Origin of the sequence: Nisaea sp., assembly GCF_965216895.1 — a bacterium.
GTDB lineage: Bacteria > Pseudomonadota > Alphaproteobacteria > Thalassobaculales > Thalassobaculaceae > Nisaea.
In genome coordinates this window covers 3,024,638-3,040,755 of the sequence record NZ_OZ244205.1, presented here as the reverse complement: position 1 = coordinate 3,040,755, position 16,118 = coordinate 3,024,638, and the positions used below count along the sequence as shown (strand labels likewise).

Here is a 16,118-nt window from a genome sequence, read left to right as displayed (position 1 = left end):
TCTCAGACCCGGAGCGCGCCGTGGGTTCGCATGAAATCGAGCAACGGCAGCAGCGGCAGACCGAGCACGGTGAAAAAATCGCCCTCGACCGACGTGAAGAGCTGCGCGCCGACGGATTCCAGCTGATAGGCGCCGACCGAGTCGAGCGCACGGTCACCGATCGTATCGAGATAGGCTTCGATGAAATCGTCCGAGAGCGGACGGACCAGCAGGCTCGCCGTCGCGACATGATGCCATATCCGGGTTCCGCCGGCGGAGACAACGACGGCACTGATCAGGGAGTGCCGCTTGCCGGAGAGCTTGCGCAGATGCGCCGCCGCCCCGGCGCGCGCCTCCGGCTTGTCGAACCATTCCCCCTCGAGATCGAGCATCTGATCCGCGCCGATAACCAGTGCCTCGGGATGTGCGCGGGAGACCGTGTTCGCCTTCATTTCGGCGAGAAAGGTGGCAACTTCCGCAGCGCTTGCACCTTCGGCCCGGAGACTGCGTTTGAATTCGGATTCATCGACAGCCGGCTTGTGGATCTCGATCCGCAGGCCTGCCGCACACAGCATGTCTGCACGGGTCCGGCTACCGGAAGCCAGCACCACCGGCTTCTCGCCAGAGCCGGCGAGGGGCGAGGTATCGAGATCGATGGTGGACATCAGGCCTCCAGACCATGGAATTTCGCATATTTCTGTAGCACGGCGGCTGCGGTCTCCTCGATCGAACGGCGGGTCACGTCGATCACCGGCCAGCCGGCCTTGGTAAAGGTCTTGCGCGCGTCGACCACCTCTTCGCGGACTTTCTCCGGATCAACATAATCGGTCTCGTTGCTATGCTGGAGCATCAGCATCCGGTTGCGGCGGACCTGGGTGAGCCGGTTCGGATCGTTGGTCAGGGCGACAACGAAGGGCCGCTTCAGCGCGAAGAGCTCTTTCGGCAGCGGCACCCCCGGAACGACAGGAATATTGGCGGTCGCGTAACCGCGGTTGGCAAGATAGAGCGAGGTCGGTGTCTTCGAGGTCCGCGATACGCCCACGATCACGATGTCGGCGTCCTCGAGATCGTGGATCATCTGCCCGTCGTCGTGAGCCAGAGTGTAGTCCATTGCCCGAATGCGGTTGAAATAGGCCGCGTCGAGCTCATGCTGTCGGCCAGGCCGGCCATGGCTTTCCTGTCCGAGGAAATCGCCGAGCGCGTTCACCACGGTATCGAGGACGGAGATGCAGGGCACGCGGCGCTGCTGGCAGCCGATCTCGAGTTGCTCGCGAAGCTCCGGATTGACCAGCGTGAACAGAACCGGGCCGGGATAGACACTGACGGCGGCCAGAACCTTTTCGATATGGCCGGCCGTGCGCACCAGGGACCAGACGTGCTCGCGGGCGCGAACGCCCTCAAACTGCACCAGACAGGCGCGGGCCACCTGATGGTTCGTCTCGCCGGTCGCGTCGGAGACCAGGTGAAGATGGATATCCGTGTCGGTCACCGTTCACACCTTGCTGGGGATAAACCTGTAGGACTTGTTTACAGAATGCGGATTCCGTTCAGAAAGAAAAAGTGTCCTCATGATGCATGGTGCCGGCGCCGACTTGTCCTGCGGGGGATAAAGTTATTCCGCTGTCTGGTTAGCGGGAGCAACTTGTCCGGCAGGCAAGATATCCCCGCTATCCCCAGGACTGAGATCGCCGGACGCGCAGCGGGTTGCGACATTTTTGCAGGCTCTTATCCCTGAATTGGGCCTGTAGGCTCTTGCCCGAACCGTTCTGTGGATCACTTGTGTCAAAACGCTAATCCACAGGACTCACAGCGCCACTACAATCACTTCCTACTTATTTCTAATAAGATTCTTTGTTAGTGAGTGCGCGCATTGACGAAACGAACAGGCGATCCATGACCGAAAAACCCATCCTGAAGGCGCTGGCTGGCCAGGTGTCAGAGATTCCCCCGATCTGGCTCATGCGACAGGCAGGAAGGTATCTGCCGGAATATCGCGAGATTCGTCAGAAGGCGGGATCCTTCGTCGATCTGTGCCTCAATCCGGAACTCGCAGCGGAGGTGACCCTGCAGCCGATCAGGCGTTTCGGAATGGACGGCGCCATTCTGTTCTCCGATATCCTGATCGTACCCTATGGCCTCGGTCAGCCGCTGAAGTTCGTCGAGGGCCGCGGGCCGGTGCTCGAGCCGGTGCGCGACCGTGCCGCGCTTTCGCGACTCGATCCGGCGGCCCTCTCCGGGCGTGTGGGCAATGTCTACGAGACCGTGTCGCGGGTCCGCGAGGCATTGCCGGCGGAGACCACGCTCATCGGTTTCTCGGGCAGTCCCTGGACGGTCATCACCTACATGGTCGAAGGTGGCAGCAGCAAGGACTACGCCGCGACCAAGCAATGGGCCTATGGCGATCCGGAGGGCTTCCAGGCGCTGATCGATATGGTTGTCGAGGGCACCATCACCTATCTGCTTGGCCAGGCGGCGGCCGGAGCGGAGGTCCTCAAGCTTTTCGATTCCTGGGCCGGCGTGCTCTCGCCACGTCTTTTCCGCGTGGCCGTCATCGAACCGACAAGGAGGATCGTCGGGGCCGTGAAAGCGGCCCATCCGGAGCTTCCTGTGATCGGTTTCCCGAGGGCGGCCGGGGCCAACTACCTCGACTACATCGCGGAGACCGGGGTGGACGCGGTGGCAGTGGACACGGCCATGCCGATCCGCTGGGCGGTCGACAACATCCAGGGCAGGATGCCGATTCAGGGCAATCTCGATCCGATCGCGCTGCTTTCCGGCGGGAAGGGCCTCGAGGAGGAAGTGAAGAGCATCCTCGACGCGGCTGCTTCCGGACCGTTCATTTTCAATCTCGGGCACGGCATCCTGCCGACCACGCCGATCGCGCATGTCGAACAGCTTCTGCGGCAGGTCCGCGGAAAATAGACCGGACCGGCCGGTGAGGAGGACGCGATGAGTTACGAATGGGTCAAGGCATTCCACGTCATGAGCATGGTCGCCTGGATGGCCGGGATGTTCTATCTGCCGCGGCTCTTCGTCTACCACGCCGATGCGGAACCGGGCTCGGAACTCTCCGAGACCCTGAAGATCATGGAGCGGCGCCTGCTGCGCGCGATCATCAATCCGGCGATGATCGCGACCTTCGTCTTCGGCATCTGGATGCTGGTCCTGATCCCGGAATTCCTGTCGGACGGCTGGTTCCACGTCAAACTGGCCTGTCTCGTCCTCATGACGGGATTCCATGGCTATATGGCCCGTTGGCGGCGAGAATTCGCGGCGGATGCCAATAAACGCAGCGCCCGCTTTTACCGAATTGCGAACGAGGTTCCAACGGTCCTGCTGATCATCATCGTCATCATGGTGATCGTGAAACCGTTTTCCTGATGTTTTCCATTATTATCAAATATTGTTGTTTGACACTCGGCGCCGAACTACTGTAATTGACATCAATCGCCGACCGCCGTGGGGCATGGCGTCAGGTCTTTCCCGCACAGAACGAATCATAACAGTCAGCTGAAAAAAGCGACATTTGTGCGGCCTGCTCAACCGGCCGACCTTCCAAAATATTCGTTTTACCTTGTCATCGACAGGACGATGCATCTTCAAGAGCTAAAAGCAAAAACACCCCAAGATCTTCTTGCCTATGCGGAAGAATTGGAGATTGAGAACGCAAGTGTTCTGCGCAAGCAGGACATGATGTTTGCCATTCTCAAACAGTTAGCGGACAATGATCTTCCGATCTATGGCACTGGCGTTCTTGAGACGTTGCCGGATGGGTTTGGTTTTCTCCGCTCACCCGAATCGAATTACTTGCCGGGACCGGACGATATCTACATCTCTCCCAGCCAGGTGCGGCGCTTCGGATTGCGCACCGGCGATACGGTAGAGGGACAGATCCGGGCACCGAAAGACGGCGAGCGGTACTTCGCGCTGCTCAAGGTCAACAAGATCAATTTCGAGGATCCGGAAGCGGTCCGCCATCGGATCAATTTCGACAACCTTACCCCGCTCTACCCGGAACAAAGGCTCAATCTTGAGCTCGAGAAGGCGGAGAACAAGCAACAGGACGTGACCACGCGGGTCATCGACCTGATCTCGCCGCTCGGAATGGGTCAGCGCGGTCTGATCGTGGCACCGCCCAGGACCGGCAAGACGGTCATGCTGCAGAACATCGCCCATGCGATCGCCGAGAACCACCCGGACGCCTATCTCCTCGTGCTTCTGATCGACGAGCGCCCCGAGGAAGTGACCGACATGGACCGCTCGGTGAAGGGGGAGGTCATCAGTTCCACCTTCGACGAGCCGGCCGCGCGGCACGTCCAGGTCGCCGAAATGGTGATCGAGAAGGCAAAGCGCCTGGTCGAGCACAAGCGCGATGTGGTGATCCTTCTGGACTCCATCACCCGTCTCGCGCGTGCCTACAACACCGTCGTGCCGTCTTCCGGCAAGGTGTTGACCGGTGGCGTGGACGCGAACGCGCTGCAGCGCCCGAAACGTTTCTTCGGCGCGGCGCGGAACATCGAGGAGGGTGGCTCGCTGACCATCATCGCGACCGCTCTGATCGACACCGGCTCGCGGATGGATGAAGTCATCTTCGAAGAGTTCAAGGGTACCGGCAACTCCGAGATCATCCTCGACCGCAAGCTGGCCGACAAGCGGACCTTCCCGGCCATCGACATCACCCGGTCGGGTACCCGCAAGGAAGAGCTCCTGGTGGACCGCCCGACCCTCAACAAGATGTGGGTCCTGCGCCGCATCCTGACGCAGATGGGGACGGTCGATGCGATGGAGTTCCTGCTCGACAAGCTGAAGGTCTCGAAGAACAACCAGGATTTCTTCGACTCGATGAATTCCTGATCCCGGATCTTGGGACGACGGAAGAGGGCGGAGCCGATGGCTCCGCCCTCTTCATTTCGACTGATCGCCGGTCGCGTGGATCAGTCTCTGGCGCGGTATTCCTCGGGCATCACGAACACTTCGTCCGCCCGTCCGTAGCCGCCGTCCGGCACCTCCTCGATCAGCACCATGGTGCTCGGCCGGACGTCTTCTCCGAAATAGCCGACCATGAGGTTCGTGGTCTTGTGAACGAGGTCTGCTTTCTGGGTCGTCGAAAGTGCGGCCTGCGGCAGCTTGAAGTTTGCGAATGGCATTGATTTCTCCTTTTCTCTTGCTGTGTTTGATTACACGACACCGCCATTGACGCGGATCGTCTGGCCATTGACCCACCTGCCGTCGGGTCCTGCGAGGAAGGCGACGGCGGCGGAGACGTCTCCGGCTTGTCCGAGACGGCCGAGCGGGATCGACCGGGTGATGGCCGCGATCAGATTCTCCGGCTTGCCCTTGAGGAAGAATTCGGTTTCGACCGGCCCGGGCGCGATGGCGTTTACCGTGATCCCGCGCTGCCCGAGTTCCTTCGCTAGGACATTGGTCATCGCCTCGATCGCGGCCTTCGTTGCGGCGTAGAGGCCATAGCTGGGCTGATAGAGGCCGACCACGCTGGAGGAGAGACTGATGATCCGTCCGCCGTCCCTCAGTCGCTTTGCCCCGGCCCGCATGCCGCGGAAGGTTCCGGCGAGGTTGACGGACAGGTGGATATCAAGGTCGCTGTCCGTCGCGTCCGCAAGGGGTGCGAGCCGCATCGTCCCGGCATTGTTGACCAGGATGTCGACCGGCCCGACGGTGGCTTTTGCCATGTCGAACAGGGAGTCTATAGCGCCTGGCGCTGCGATATCCGCCCTTGCTGCGAAGGCCGTGCCGCCGTCTTCCTCGATCTCCTCGACCACGAGCTGGGCGGCTGCGTCATCCTGCACATAGTTCAGCAGCACGGCGCAGCCTTCCCCGGCCAGCCGCCGTGCAATGGCGGCGCCGATTCCCCTGCTGCCGCCGGTCACGATCGCTGTCTTGTCCTTCAGGTTCATCTCTTGCTCCCGGTTGGTATGGAGCAGAGGTAAGCAGACCATTGAGATAGGATAATCAGGCTATTTTCGGCAAGTTAATTCGGGTATAACGAACAAATTATGGATCGCCTCGATGCAATGCGCCTCTTTGTCCGGGTTGTCGAGCTGCGCAGCTTCACCGCCGCCGCGGCCGACCGGGGCGTCCCGCGATCGACGGCGACGGAGGCGATCCGGCGGCTGGAGGAAACGCTGGGCAGCCGACTGCTCGACCGCACGACCCGGCATGTCGCGCCGACGCCCGACGGTGGGGCCTACTACCAGCGCTGTATTGAGATCCTTGCGGATGTCGACGAGGCCGAGGGCGCGTTGCGTGGGAGCGAGCCTGCGGGCCGGCTGCGCGTGGACGTGCACGGCGTTCTTACCCGGACCTTTCTGCTCCCGCGTCTCCCGGAGCTCCTGGATCTGTATCCGCGCCTGTCGCTGCAGATCGGACAGGGTGATCGGCTGGTCGATCTACTGCGCGAGGGCGTGGATTGCGTCATCCGGGCCGGCGAGCCGGACGAGAGCGGCATGATCATGCGGCGCCTGGCAGCACTTCCGGAGATCATCTGTGCGGCGCCGGCCTATCTCGCGCGCCATGGCGTGCCGCAGACGCCGGATGATCTCGAGGGCCACGAGATGGTCGGGTTCGTCTCCTCGCGGACCGGCGGTGTCCTGCCGCTGGAAGTGCGATCGGCAGGCCGGTCGCGCGAGATCACTCTGCCCGCCCGGCTGACGGCCAACGACGCGGAGACCGTGCATCATCTGGCGCGGCTCGGTTATGGTCTGGTGCAGGCGCCGCGATACCGGTTCCGCGAGGATCTGGCACGCGGCCGCATGGTCGAGATCCTGCCGGATTTCGCGCCGGAGCCGATGCCGCTGGTCGCGCTCTATCCGCAGAACCGTCAGCTCTCGCCGCGGGTGCGGGTGTTTCTCGACTGGGCTGCCGGCGTGTTCCGGGATGCGGATTTCTAGCGCAAGCAGAAGGGGCGTCCCCGATGATTTCGGCGGACGCCCCCAAAAGTGCGGTGTCGATACAGGACGTTACGGCAGCAGAATGGTCGATCCCGTGGTCTTGCGGGCTTCGAGCGCCTCGTGGGCCGCGCGGGCCTCGGAAAGCGGGAAGGTCTGGTCGATATGGATCTTCACCGCGCCCGACTTGACCGCGTTGAACAGGTCTCCGGCAGTGGCCCGGAGGTCTTCGGCCGTCGCGATGTAGTTGAACAGCGTCGGCCGGGTAAAGAAGAGCGAGCCCTTTTGTGCGAAGATCCCGAGATTGACCGGCGGGATCGGCCCCGCCGCCTGGCCGAAGCTGACCATCAGGCCGCGCGGCCGCAGACAGTCGAGTGACTTCTCGAAGGTGGTGGCGCCGATCGAGTCGTAGACCACCGGCAGCATCTTGCCGTCGGTGATCTGCTTTACCCTCTCGACGAAGTCCTCCTCGTTGTAGAGCACCGGATGATGGCAGCCGTTGGCCTTGGCGATCTCGGCCTTTTCCTTGCTGCCGACGGTGCCGATCACGGTGGCGCCGAGGGAACTGGCCCACTGGCAGACGATCTGGCCGACACCGCCGGCGGCGGCATGGATCAGGATCGTGTCACCCTTCGAAACCTTGTAGATCTGCCGGATCAGGTACTGCGCCGTCATGCCCTTCAGCATCATTGCGGCGGCGGTCCTGTCGTCGACGCCGTCCGGGATCTTCACCACGCGGTCGGCGGCGATGTTTCGGGCCTCGGCATAGGAGCCCGGCGGTGGGGAGGCATAGGCCACCCGGTCGCCTTCCTTCAGGTCGGTGACGCCGCTGCCGACGGCGGCGACCACGCCGGCGCCTTCCATGCCGATATTGGAGGGCAGGGGCAGGGGATAGAGGCCGCTGCGGTGGTAGGTGTCGATGAAGTTGAGCCCGATTGCGGTGTGCTTGACCTGGATCTCACCCGCGCCCGGTGCCGCGAGGTCCACTTCGGTCATCTCGAGGACTTCGGGTCCGCCAGCTGTCTTGAACTGAATAGCCTTGACCATATTGGTGTTTCCCTTGTGAGCCGTTGTTATCCGAGATTGGCCTTGAAGAAGTCCGACGTCCGGCTATTGGCCAGTTTCGCCGCCGCCTCGTCGTAATGGGCGCCGCCCTGTCGCGCGAAGGCGTGATCCTGGCCTTCATAGACATGCAGCGTGACCAGCGGATTGCCGGAAAGCCCGGCCTTGATCTTTTCCTGCGCCTCTTTCGGCACGAAGCCGTCCTCGGAGGCGATATGAGATAGGTAAGGCTTTGAAATACCGGACGATTCACCGAGTAGCTCGTCCAAGCCGACACCGTAGTAGGAGACATTGCAATCCGCGTCGGAACGGGTTGCCATCAGGTAGGCGAGCTTGCCCCCGAGACAATAGCCGACCGATCCCGCCTTGCCGGTGCAGCCGTTCATTCCCTTCAGGTGGGCGAGCGTCGCCTTCAGGTCCTCGACGCCCCTGTCGACGTCGAAGGCGTTGAACAACGCGAAGGCCTTGTCCCATTCAGCCTGGCTCTGGTCGGTGATGTCGATGCCCGGCTCGATGCGCCAGAAGATATCCGGGCAGAGCACGTGGTAGCCTTCCGCGGCGTAGGCATCGGCCTGGTCGCGCATGACCTTGTTCACGCCGAAGATTTCCTGGATCAGGACGATCCCGGGCGCGTCGCCCCCGCCCGGAGGCGCGGCGTGATAGGCCTGGAAGCTGCCGCCATCTGCGGCCTTGACGGTTACATAGGACATGGGTCTCCCTCCCTTGGGATGCAGCCGGATGGCCAGAGACTAGGCGCGGGCGCCGCGGCCTGTCCACGGTCCCGGTGGAACGAGTGTTCTTCAGAACAGGGAGAGTTGATCGGACTCGTGATCGAGCAGCCGCTGCTTGGTGGCGATCCCGCCATCGCCCGAGAATCCGGTGAGCCTGCCGTCGCTGCCGACCACCCGGTGGCAGGGAATGATGAGCGGGATCGGATTGGCGCCGCAGGCGCCGCCGACCGCCCGAGCGACGCCGCCGACCCGTTCTGCGATATCGCCGTAGGTCAGGAGCTTTCCGAACGGGATCTCCTTCATCGTATCCCAGACGGACCGCTCGAAGGCGGACCCGCGGTCATATGCCAGCGGCAGGTCGAAGCGATTCAGATTCTTGCCGAAATAGGCACGGACCTGGCGCTCCGCCTCCAGCAGCACGGGGCTCGTCTCGGATCCGCAACGGACTGGGGATGTTTCACGTGAAACCCATGTGAGACGGGTGATTGCCCCGTTCTCCTCGGTCAGGTGAATGCGGCCGATCGGGCTGTCAAAACTGTGCTGAAGACGTGCGTTCATCGCCGCGCCTCGAGAATTTCCCGGAACCGGGTCGCATCGGTTTCCGGGGGCGAGCAGGTTTGCTCGACGCAAAGATAGGCCGCGGGGCGTCCCTCGACCGGTCCCTTGCCGCGGGCAGGGTGCCCCTCGGGAAGGGAGTCCTCGCCCGAGAGAATATCGAGCACCGAGAGCGCCCGTCCGGCGGTACGCGCGGTTTGGACGAGTGCCTGGCAGTCCTTGTCCGACGGATCGCCGGCGACGACGATCTGCCGTCCGTGCCGGAGCCATTCGACCCCGTTGAGCAGACCGGGGAAACCGATCGGCTGTTGCTGGAAGGAACCCGCGAAGGCACGGGTAATGGCTTCCGCCCGCAAGGCATAGGTCGCATCCCCGGTCTTCAGCCAGAGCCTTGCCAGAATCTCCATCATCGTGCTGTTGCCGGCCGGCGTGACATTGTCGATCGCCGTCTTGGTCCGGATCATCAGGTCGTGCTGGTCGTCGGCGGTGAAGAAATAGGCACCGTCTTTTGGGTCGAGGAAATGCTCCTCGAGAAGGGCGGCCCAGGCGATCGCCCGGTCGAGGTAGGCCCGGTCGCCGGTGGCGGTCTCGAGGGAGAGGGCGGCGAGGCTCATATTGGCATAGTCGTCGAGCGTCGCGGCATGCTTGGCCTGTCCGTCGCGCCAGGAATGCAGGAGCCGGCCGTCCGCTTCCATGTGGGAGGTGATGAAGGCGAAGGCGCTCTCCGCCCGTTCCAGCCATTCCGGCTCCCCGAAGAGACTGGCTGCGTCCGCGAGTGCGGCGATGGTCAGCCCGTTCCAGTCCGCCAGCACCTTGTCGTCCCAGCCGGGCCGGACCCGGTTCTCGCGGACTTTCAGGAGATGCGCCCGTGCAGCCTCGAGTTTCTCCTCGGTTCCGGCGTCGAACGGCCCCTTGCGGTGGCTGCGGTTGAGGATCGTGGCGCCCTCCCAGTTCCCGCCGGGCTTTACGTCGTAGTGGGCTGCGAAGAGCGCGGCATCGAAGCCGGCATCCTCTAACTCCCGTTCGATCTCTGCCGCGCCCCAGACATAGAATTTCCCCTCCACGCCCTCGCTGTCGGCATCGAGGGACGAGGCGAAGCCGCCGCCTTCGGAGACCATCTCCCGGAACAGCCAGCCGATCGTCTCGCGGATACGCTGCTCGTAGAGCAGGTTCGGCTCCTGGCGCTGCATCTCGGTCATCAGCGCGAGCAGCTGGGCATTGTCGTAGAGCATCTTCTCGAAATGGGGCACGAGCCACTCGGCATCGGTCGAATAGCGCGCGAAACCGCCGCCGAGATGGTCGTAGATCCCGCCCTCGCACATGGCGGTCATGGTCGTGCGGACAGCCTGCAGTATCTGCCCGTCGCCGGTCCGCTGGCCGGTCCGCCAGAGGAATTTCAGGATCGTCGGCTGGGGAAACTTCGGCGCTCCGCCGATGCCGCCGAGAACCGGGTCGTGCTCCGCCAGAAACCGCCGGGCGACCTCGGGTGCGGCCTCCAGAGGGACCGCGTCGCCGGGATTGCTGGCGAACACTGCGTCGAGACGCTTGGAAATGGCGGTCACGTTGCCCGCGACACGACCGGGTTCCTCGCGATAGACGCCGGCGACCTGCCGCAACACATCGCGGAAGGAGGGACGGCCGTAGCGCGGCTCCGGCGGGAAATAGGTGCCGCCCCAGAACGGCGCGCCCTCCGGCGTCAGGAACATGGTCAGCGGCCAGCCGCCATGCTGGCCGGTGATGGCCAGCGCGGTCTGGTAGATCATGTCGAGATCGGGCCGTTCCTCGCGATCCACCTTGACGTTGACGAAGAGCTCGTTCATCACCGCCGCCGTGTCCGGATCCTCGAAGCTTTCGTGGGCCATGACATGGCACCAGTGGCAGGCGGCGTAGCCGACCGAGAGCAGGATCGGCTTGTCGGCGGCGCGGGCGGCGGCGATGGTGTCCTCGGACCAGGTCTGCCAGTGCACCGGATTGTCCTTGTGCTGCAGCAGATAGGGGCTGGTTTCCTTGTCGAGCTCGTTGCGCATGGGGCAGGGTCCGGTCCGGAATGATTGATTGTGTCCTCGCCCCAAGGTGAGGGCTCGGGCGCCCGAGGTCCAGCGCTGCGAACGGCAAGGGAGTCCGCCGACTCATGAACGCATCGCCTGACGATACGATCTACGCGCTTGCCTCCGCGGCGGGCCGGGCCGGTGTTGCTGTCTTCCGGGTCTCCGGCCCCGGCGCCTTCGAAGGACTGCAGCGCCTGACCGGCCTGGTCGGGATCGAGCCCCGCTATGCGGTGCGGGCGACGGTGAGGGATGGGGAGGAGGTCGTCGATGACGGTCTCGTGCTGGCCTTTGCCGCGCCGGCCAGCTTTACCGGCGAGGACATCGTCGAGTATCAGCTCCATGGCGGCCGGGCGGTCGAGGCCGCGATGCTCCGGGTTCTCGGAAAACAGCCTGGATATCGCATCGCGGAGCCCGGGGAATTCTCCCGCCGCGCGGTTCTCAACGGAAAGATGGATCTGACCGCGGCCGAAGGCATCGCCGATCTCGTCGATGCGGAAACCGATGCGCAGCGCGTCCAGGCCAGGCGGCAGAGCCGCGGCGCGCTCGGCGCGCTCTACGCGGACTGGCGGACGCAGATCATCCGGATCCTCGCCTATATCGAGGCACTGGTGGATTTCCCCGACGAGGATCTGCCGGAGGAGGTCTGGCGGCAGATCCGTGGCCAGATGGAAGCGCTCGAGGCCGGTATAGCGGCCCATCTTGACGATGGTGGGCGTGGGGAACGCCTCCGGGACGGACTCCGTATGGCCATTGTCGGTCCCCCTAATGCCGGGAAGTCGTCCCTCCTGAACTGGCTTGCCAGAAGGGATGCGGCGATAGTGTCGGATGTAGCGGGTACGACTCGGGACGTGATCGAGATTCATCTGGACATAGGAGGATTCCCCATACTGGTAGCGGATACGGCCGGGCTCCGGGAAAGTACGGATTCGGTCGAGACCGAGGGGATTCGACGGGCCACGGCCTGGGCGGAGAGCGCGGATCTGGTGCTCGATCTCCAGGACGGGGCCGGGGAGTCCGCGCCATTGAAGGGTGGCGGTGATCAGGAGCGCATATTTCTTTCGACGAAAGTGGATCGTCTGTCCGACGCGGCCCGGGCAGGGCTTTCCGGGGAAAGGATGGCAATATCCGTGAGAACCGGGGAAGGGACGGATGCTTTGCTCTCCCGGATCGGTTCTGTTGCCGCGGACCTGATGGATGTGGGCGAGGCGCCGGCCCTGACGCGGGCGCGGCATCGCGCGGGGCTTGCGGAGTGCCTGGGACATTTGCGTCGGGCCGGGACCCTCGCGTCCTTCGAGGCGGGCGAGGAGGAGGTCGAATATGGCCTGGTGGCCGAGGATCTCCGCCTCGCCGCGCGGGCGCTCGGGCGTGTGACCGGGGCCGTCGATATTGAGGAGATACTGGATCTTGTGTTTTCAGAGTTTTGCATCGGCAAATGAGTGATGCCGTTTCACGTGAAACATGCAGGGCCGGTATCGCGAATGAAGCATTGCGTTTTCCCGGGCGGAACCTCATTTTGTGCCGCATAGGGAGCCATGCGATCCGGAGACGGGATCTATGTATGACGTGATTGTCGTGGGCGGCGGCCATGCCGGATGTGAAGCGGCCGCTGCGGCGGCCCGGATGGGCGCCCGCACGCTTCTGGCCACCCACAAGATAGAGACCATCGGCGAAATGTCCTGCAACCCGGCCATCGGTGGCCTGGGCAAAGGCCATCTCGTGCGCGAGGTCGACGCGCTGGACGGCATCATGGGCCGCGCTATCGATCGCGCCGGCATCCAGTTCCGCATGCTGAACCGGAGCAAGGGCCCGGCCGTGCGCGGTCCACGGGCCCAGGCGGACCGGGCGCTGTACCGGAAGGCAATCCGGGAGCTTCTCGCGGAAGAAGACAATCTCAGCATCGAGGCGGCGTCCGTCGAGGATCTGCTGCTGGGCGAGGGCAATGCGATCGCCGGGATCGTGGTCGAGGGCGGGCGCGAGATTCGCGCCGGTGCGGTGGTGCTCACCACGGGAACTTTCCTGCGGGGAGAGATTCACCTGGGCGAGGAGCGCCGGCCGGCCGGCCGGGTCGGCGATGCACCCGCGGTTGCACTTGCCGAAACCCTCGCACGCTTCGAATTCCGTCTCGGGCGGCTCAAGACCGGCACGCCGGCCCGCCTCGACGGAACGACGATCGACTGGTCGGGGTTGCTGGAGCAGAAGGCGGACGATCCGCCGGAACCCTTCTCCTACCTGACGGACCGGGTCGAGGTACCGCAGATCAGCTGCTTCATCACCCATACGAATGAGCGCACACACCAGCTCATCCGTGACAACCTGCACCGTTCGGCGATGTATGGCGGGCGGATCGAAGGGGTGGGGCCGCGCTATTGCCCTTCCATCGAGGACAAGGTGGTCCGTTTCGAGGACCGTTCCCAGCATCAGATCTTTCTCGAGCCCGAAGGGCTGGACGATCCGACGGTCTATCCGAACGGAATCTCAACCTCGCTTCCGGCCGATGTGCAGCTCGAGATGTTCAAGACCATCGCGGGACTGGAGAATGCGCGGATCATCCGCCCGGGCTACGCGATCGAATACGATTACGTGGATCCGCGGGAGCTTTCGCACACGCTGGAGACAAAACGGGTGCCGGGCCTCTATTTCGCCGGGCAGATCAATGGAACTACGGGCTACGAGGAAGCGGCGGCGCAAGGCCTGATGGCCGGAATCAATGCGGCGCTGAAGACCGGCGGGAACGAGAAGCGTTTCGTGCTCGACCGGGCCGACGCCTATATCGGCGTGCTGATCGACGACCTGGTGACCAAAGGCGTGAGCGAGCCCTATCGCATGTTGACCTCGCGGGCCGAGTACCGCCTGCGGCTGCGCGCCGACAATGCGGATCAGCGTCTGACCGTGAAGGGCGTGGAGGTCGGCTGCGTCGGTGACCAGCGCGCGGCGCGTTTCATGGAGAAACTTGCCGCGGTCGAGCAGGGACGGGCGCTTGCCCGGAAGCTCGGCGGTACGCCGAGCGCATTGCAGAAGGCCGGGATCAAGGTCAACCAGGACGGGGTCTGGCGCAGCGCGTTCGACATTCTCGGCTATCGCACCGTGGGCTGGGATGGTCTTGTGGCGCTCTGGCCCGAACTCGGCGCCCTGGAGCCGCCTGTGGCGGAGCAGGTGCAGATAGATGCGCAATATGCCGGCTATATCGAACGTCAGGAGAGCGACGTCGCGGCGTACCGCCGCGATGAGGCGCTGGAGATCCCCGAGACGCTGGACTATGCCACCATCCCCGGCCTTTCCAACGAGGTGCGGGAGAAGCTGACCCGGGTTGCGCCGCGCACGATCGGTCAGGCGGCCCGGATCGACGGAGTCACGCCGGCCGCAGTGATCCTGCTGCTGCGTCATGTGCGCCGCATTCGCAAGGATGCAGCGTGAGCCCTGAGGATTTCGCCGCCCGGATGGGCGTTTCACGTGAAACGCTGGAGCGCCTGAAGATCTATGCGGGGATGGTGGAGCGCTATCAGCGCGCCATAAACCTCGTCTCAAAGAACACGCTGCCGGACATATGGCTGCGTCATTTCCTCGATTCCGCCCAGATCTTCCCGGAACTGCCGCCCGGTCATCGCCGTCTGCTCGATATCGGCAGCGGCGCCGGCTTCCCGGGGCTCGTGCTGGCGATCATGGGGGCGCGCGAGGTGCATCTTTGTGAATCGGATCAGCGCAAAGCCGTCTTCCTGCGGGAAACGGCGCGTGCCTGCGGCGCCAAAGTCACGGTTCACACTAGTAGGGTAGAATCGGTCAGCCCACTAGATGTTGATATAGTGACCGCGAGGGCGCTCGCGTCCGTCGATGTATTACTTGACTACTCCATGCCGCATCTCAGGGATGACGGTCTTTGCCTCTTTCTTAAGGGTAGGGCGGTCGAGAAGGAATTGACTACCGCTCGCGAAAGGTGGAATATGGCGGAAACCCTCACCCCGAGCTGGTCGGACCCCGAGGGATGTCTCTTGCGCTTGGAGGACATATCATATGTCGGAAGCCATGATGCTTAGGGGTGATGCCGCCGTAGCGCCCCGGATTCTGGCCGTTGTGAACCAGAAAGGCGGGGTCGGCAAGACCACCACCACCATCAACCTCGCCACGGCGCTCGCCGCCTGTCAGAAAAAGGTGCTGGTGATCGATCTCGATCCCCAGGGCAATGCGAGCACGGGGCTTGGCGTACCGCGCATGAACCGGGACGAGGATTCCTATTCGGTGCTGATCGGCGCGTCCGCCATCGCCGATGCCACCCTTGAAACCGAGGTGCCCCGGCTTTCCATCGTGCCCTCCTCGCAGGACCTGTCCGGCGCGGAGATCGAGCTGGTGACGATCGAGGACCGGGAGTTCCGGCTGCGCGAGGCGCTGGTTCGGCACATGGCGCCGGGGACGAACACCTATGACTATATCCTGATCGACTGTCCGCCCTCGCTCGGGCTGCTGACGCTGAACGCGCTGGTGGCGGCGGACGCGGTGCTGGTGCCGCTGCAATGCGAGTTCTACGCGCTGGAGGGGCTGAGCCAGCTGATGCGGACGGTGGAGCGCGTGCGCACCGCCTTCAATCCGGATCTGGAAATCCAGGGTGTGGTGCTGACCATGTTCGACCGCCGCAACAATCTCTCGATCGCGGTGGCCGAGGATGTGCGCGAACATTTTGGCGACAAGGTCTACCGCACCGTGATCCCGCGCAACGTCCGGGTCTCCGAGGCGCCCTCGCACGGGCTGCCCGTCATCGTCTATGATATGCGCTGCTCCGGCTCGCAGGCCTATATCCACCTGGCAAGCGAAGTCATGAAGCGCGAAAGGAGCGTTGCCGCGTGAGC

The 16,118-nt window shown here is 63.6% G+C and carries 16 protein-coding genes; 8 read left to right on the top strand and 8 right to left on the bottom strand.

The annotated features are described in order from the left end of the window. Window positions 1-2: 2 nt before the first annotated feature. Together ACOOE1_RS14670 and ACOOE1_RS14665 are read right to left on the bottom strand one after the other, a co-directional pair. The gene (locus ACOOE1_RS14670; protein WP_420402943.1) at window positions 3-644 is read right to left on the bottom strand and encodes a Maf family protein; all 642 of its coding nucleotides are present in this window, start codon (window positions 642-644) and stop codon (window positions 3-5) included. Continuing rightward, window positions 644-1,468, bottom strand: coding sequence for a pyruvate, water dikinase regulatory protein (locus ACOOE1_RS14665; RefSeq protein ID WP_420402942.1), 825 nt, complete (start codon window positions 1,466-1,468; stop codon window positions 644-646). Before ACOOE1_RS14665 ends, ACOOE1_RS14670 begins: the two co-directional genes overlap by 1 nt. 404 nt (window positions 1,469-1,872) lie before the next feature. Between ACOOE1_RS14665 and hemE the strand changes: the two genes are divergently transcribed. From hemE to rho, 3 genes are all read left to right on the top strand, one after another. Continuing rightward, complete coding sequence (gene hemE / locus ACOOE1_RS14660) at window positions 1,873-2,901, top strand: uroporphyrinogen decarboxylase (RefSeq protein WP_420402941.1); 1,029 nt, start codon at window positions 1,873-1,875, stop codon at window positions 2,899-2,901. A 27-nt stretch (window positions 2,902-2,928) separates the two neighbouring features. Further along, entirely contained in the window at window positions 2,929-3,360 is a 432-nt protein-coding gene (gene hemJ / locus ACOOE1_RS14655; protein WP_420402940.1) for a protoporphyrinogen oxidase HemJ, read from the top strand. A 210-nt stretch (window positions 3,361-3,570) separates the two neighbouring features. Further along, on the top strand, window positions 3,571-4,833 hold the full coding sequence (rho, locus tag ACOOE1_RS14650; RefSeq protein ID WP_420402939.1) for a transcription termination factor Rho: 1,263 nt from the start codon (window positions 3,571-3,573) through the stop codon (window positions 4,831-4,833). Between the two features lie 80 nt (window positions 4,834-4,913). Here the strand turns inward: rho and ACOOE1_RS14645 are convergent, their stop codons facing one another. Continuing rightward, window positions 4,914-5,126, bottom strand: coding sequence for a tautomerase family protein (locus ACOOE1_RS14645; RefSeq protein WP_420402938.1), 213 nt, complete (start codon window positions 5,124-5,126; stop codon window positions 4,914-4,916). A 30-nt stretch (window positions 5,127-5,156) separates the two neighbouring features. After that, window positions 5,157-5,894, bottom strand: coding sequence for an SDR family oxidoreductase (locus tag ACOOE1_RS14640; RefSeq protein ID WP_420402937.1), 738 nt, complete (start codon window positions 5,892-5,894; stop codon window positions 5,157-5,159). A gap of 99 nt (window positions 5,895-5,993) precedes the next feature. Here ACOOE1_RS14640 and ACOOE1_RS14635 point away from each other — a divergent pair, with 99 nt between their 5' ends. Further along, window positions 5,994-6,887 (top strand): LysR family transcriptional regulator, encoded by an 894-nt coding sequence (locus ACOOE1_RS14635; RefSeq protein WP_420402936.1) that lies wholly within the window; start codon window positions 5,994-5,996, stop codon window positions 6,885-6,887. A 69-nt stretch (window positions 6,888-6,956) separates the two neighbouring features. On the opposite strand, the gene ACOOE1_RS14630 is transcribed toward ACOOE1_RS14635, so the two are convergent. The 4 genes from ACOOE1_RS14630 to ACOOE1_RS14615 form a co-directional block, all read right to left on the bottom strand. Beyond that, window positions 6,957-7,931 carry a quinone oxidoreductase family protein gene (locus ACOOE1_RS14630; protein ID WP_420402935.1) on the bottom strand — a complete coding sequence of 325 codons (975 nt, stop codon included), beginning with the start codon at window positions 7,929-7,931 and terminating at the stop codon, window positions 6,957-6,959. A gap of 26 nt (window positions 7,932-7,957) precedes the next feature. Beyond that, on the bottom strand, window positions 7,958-8,656 hold the full coding sequence (locus ACOOE1_RS14625; RefSeq protein ID WP_420402934.1) for a dienelactone hydrolase family protein: 699 nt from the start codon (window positions 8,654-8,656) through the stop codon (window positions 7,958-7,960). 90 nt (window positions 8,657-8,746) lie between these two features. Beyond that, on the bottom strand, window positions 8,747-9,235 hold the full coding sequence (locus ACOOE1_RS14620; protein ID WP_420402933.1) for a methylated-DNA--[protein]-cysteine S-methyltransferase: 489 nt from the start codon (window positions 9,233-9,235) through the stop codon (window positions 8,747-8,749). Further along, the gene (locus ACOOE1_RS14615) at window positions 9,232-11,259 is read right to left on the bottom strand and encodes a thioredoxin domain-containing protein (RefSeq protein WP_420402932.1); all 2,028 of its coding nucleotides are present in this window, start codon (window positions 11,257-11,259) and stop codon (window positions 9,232-9,234) included. The genes ACOOE1_RS14620 and ACOOE1_RS14615 overlap by 4 nt, the downstream gene beginning before the upstream one ends. A 104-nt stretch (window positions 11,260-11,363) precedes the next feature. On the opposite strand from ACOOE1_RS14615, the gene mnmE reads away from it, so the two are divergent. From mnmE to ACOOE1_RS14595, 4 genes are all read left to right on the top strand, one after another. Further along, window positions 11,364-12,716 (top strand): tRNA uridine-5-carboxymethylaminomethyl(34) synthesis GTPase MnmE, encoded by a 1,353-nt coding sequence (gene mnmE / locus ACOOE1_RS14610; protein ID WP_420402931.1) that lies wholly within the window; start codon window positions 11,364-11,366, stop codon window positions 12,714-12,716. 118 nt (window positions 12,717-12,834) lie between these two features. Next, window positions 12,835-14,694 carry a tRNA uridine-5-carboxymethylaminomethyl(34) synthesis enzyme MnmG gene (gene mnmG, locus ACOOE1_RS14605; RefSeq protein ID WP_420402930.1) on the top strand — a complete coding sequence of 620 codons (1,860 nt, stop codon included), beginning with the start codon at window positions 12,835-12,837 and terminating at the stop codon, window positions 14,692-14,694. After that, a complete protein-coding gene (rsmG, locus tag ACOOE1_RS14600; RefSeq protein WP_420402929.1) occupies window positions 14,691-15,311 on the top strand; it encodes a 16S rRNA (guanine(527)-N(7))-methyltransferase RsmG in 621 nt (206 codons plus the stop codon). The genes mnmG and rsmG overlap by 4 nt, the downstream gene beginning before the upstream one ends. Further along, window positions 15,304-16,116: a ParA family protein gene (locus tag ACOOE1_RS14595; protein WP_420402928.1), complete on the top strand. Its 813-nt coding sequence runs from the start codon at window positions 15,304-15,306 to the stop codon at window positions 16,114-16,116. The genes rsmG and ACOOE1_RS14595 overlap by 8 nt, the downstream gene beginning before the upstream one ends. The last annotated feature ends 2 nt before the right edge of the window (window positions 16,117-16,118 follow it).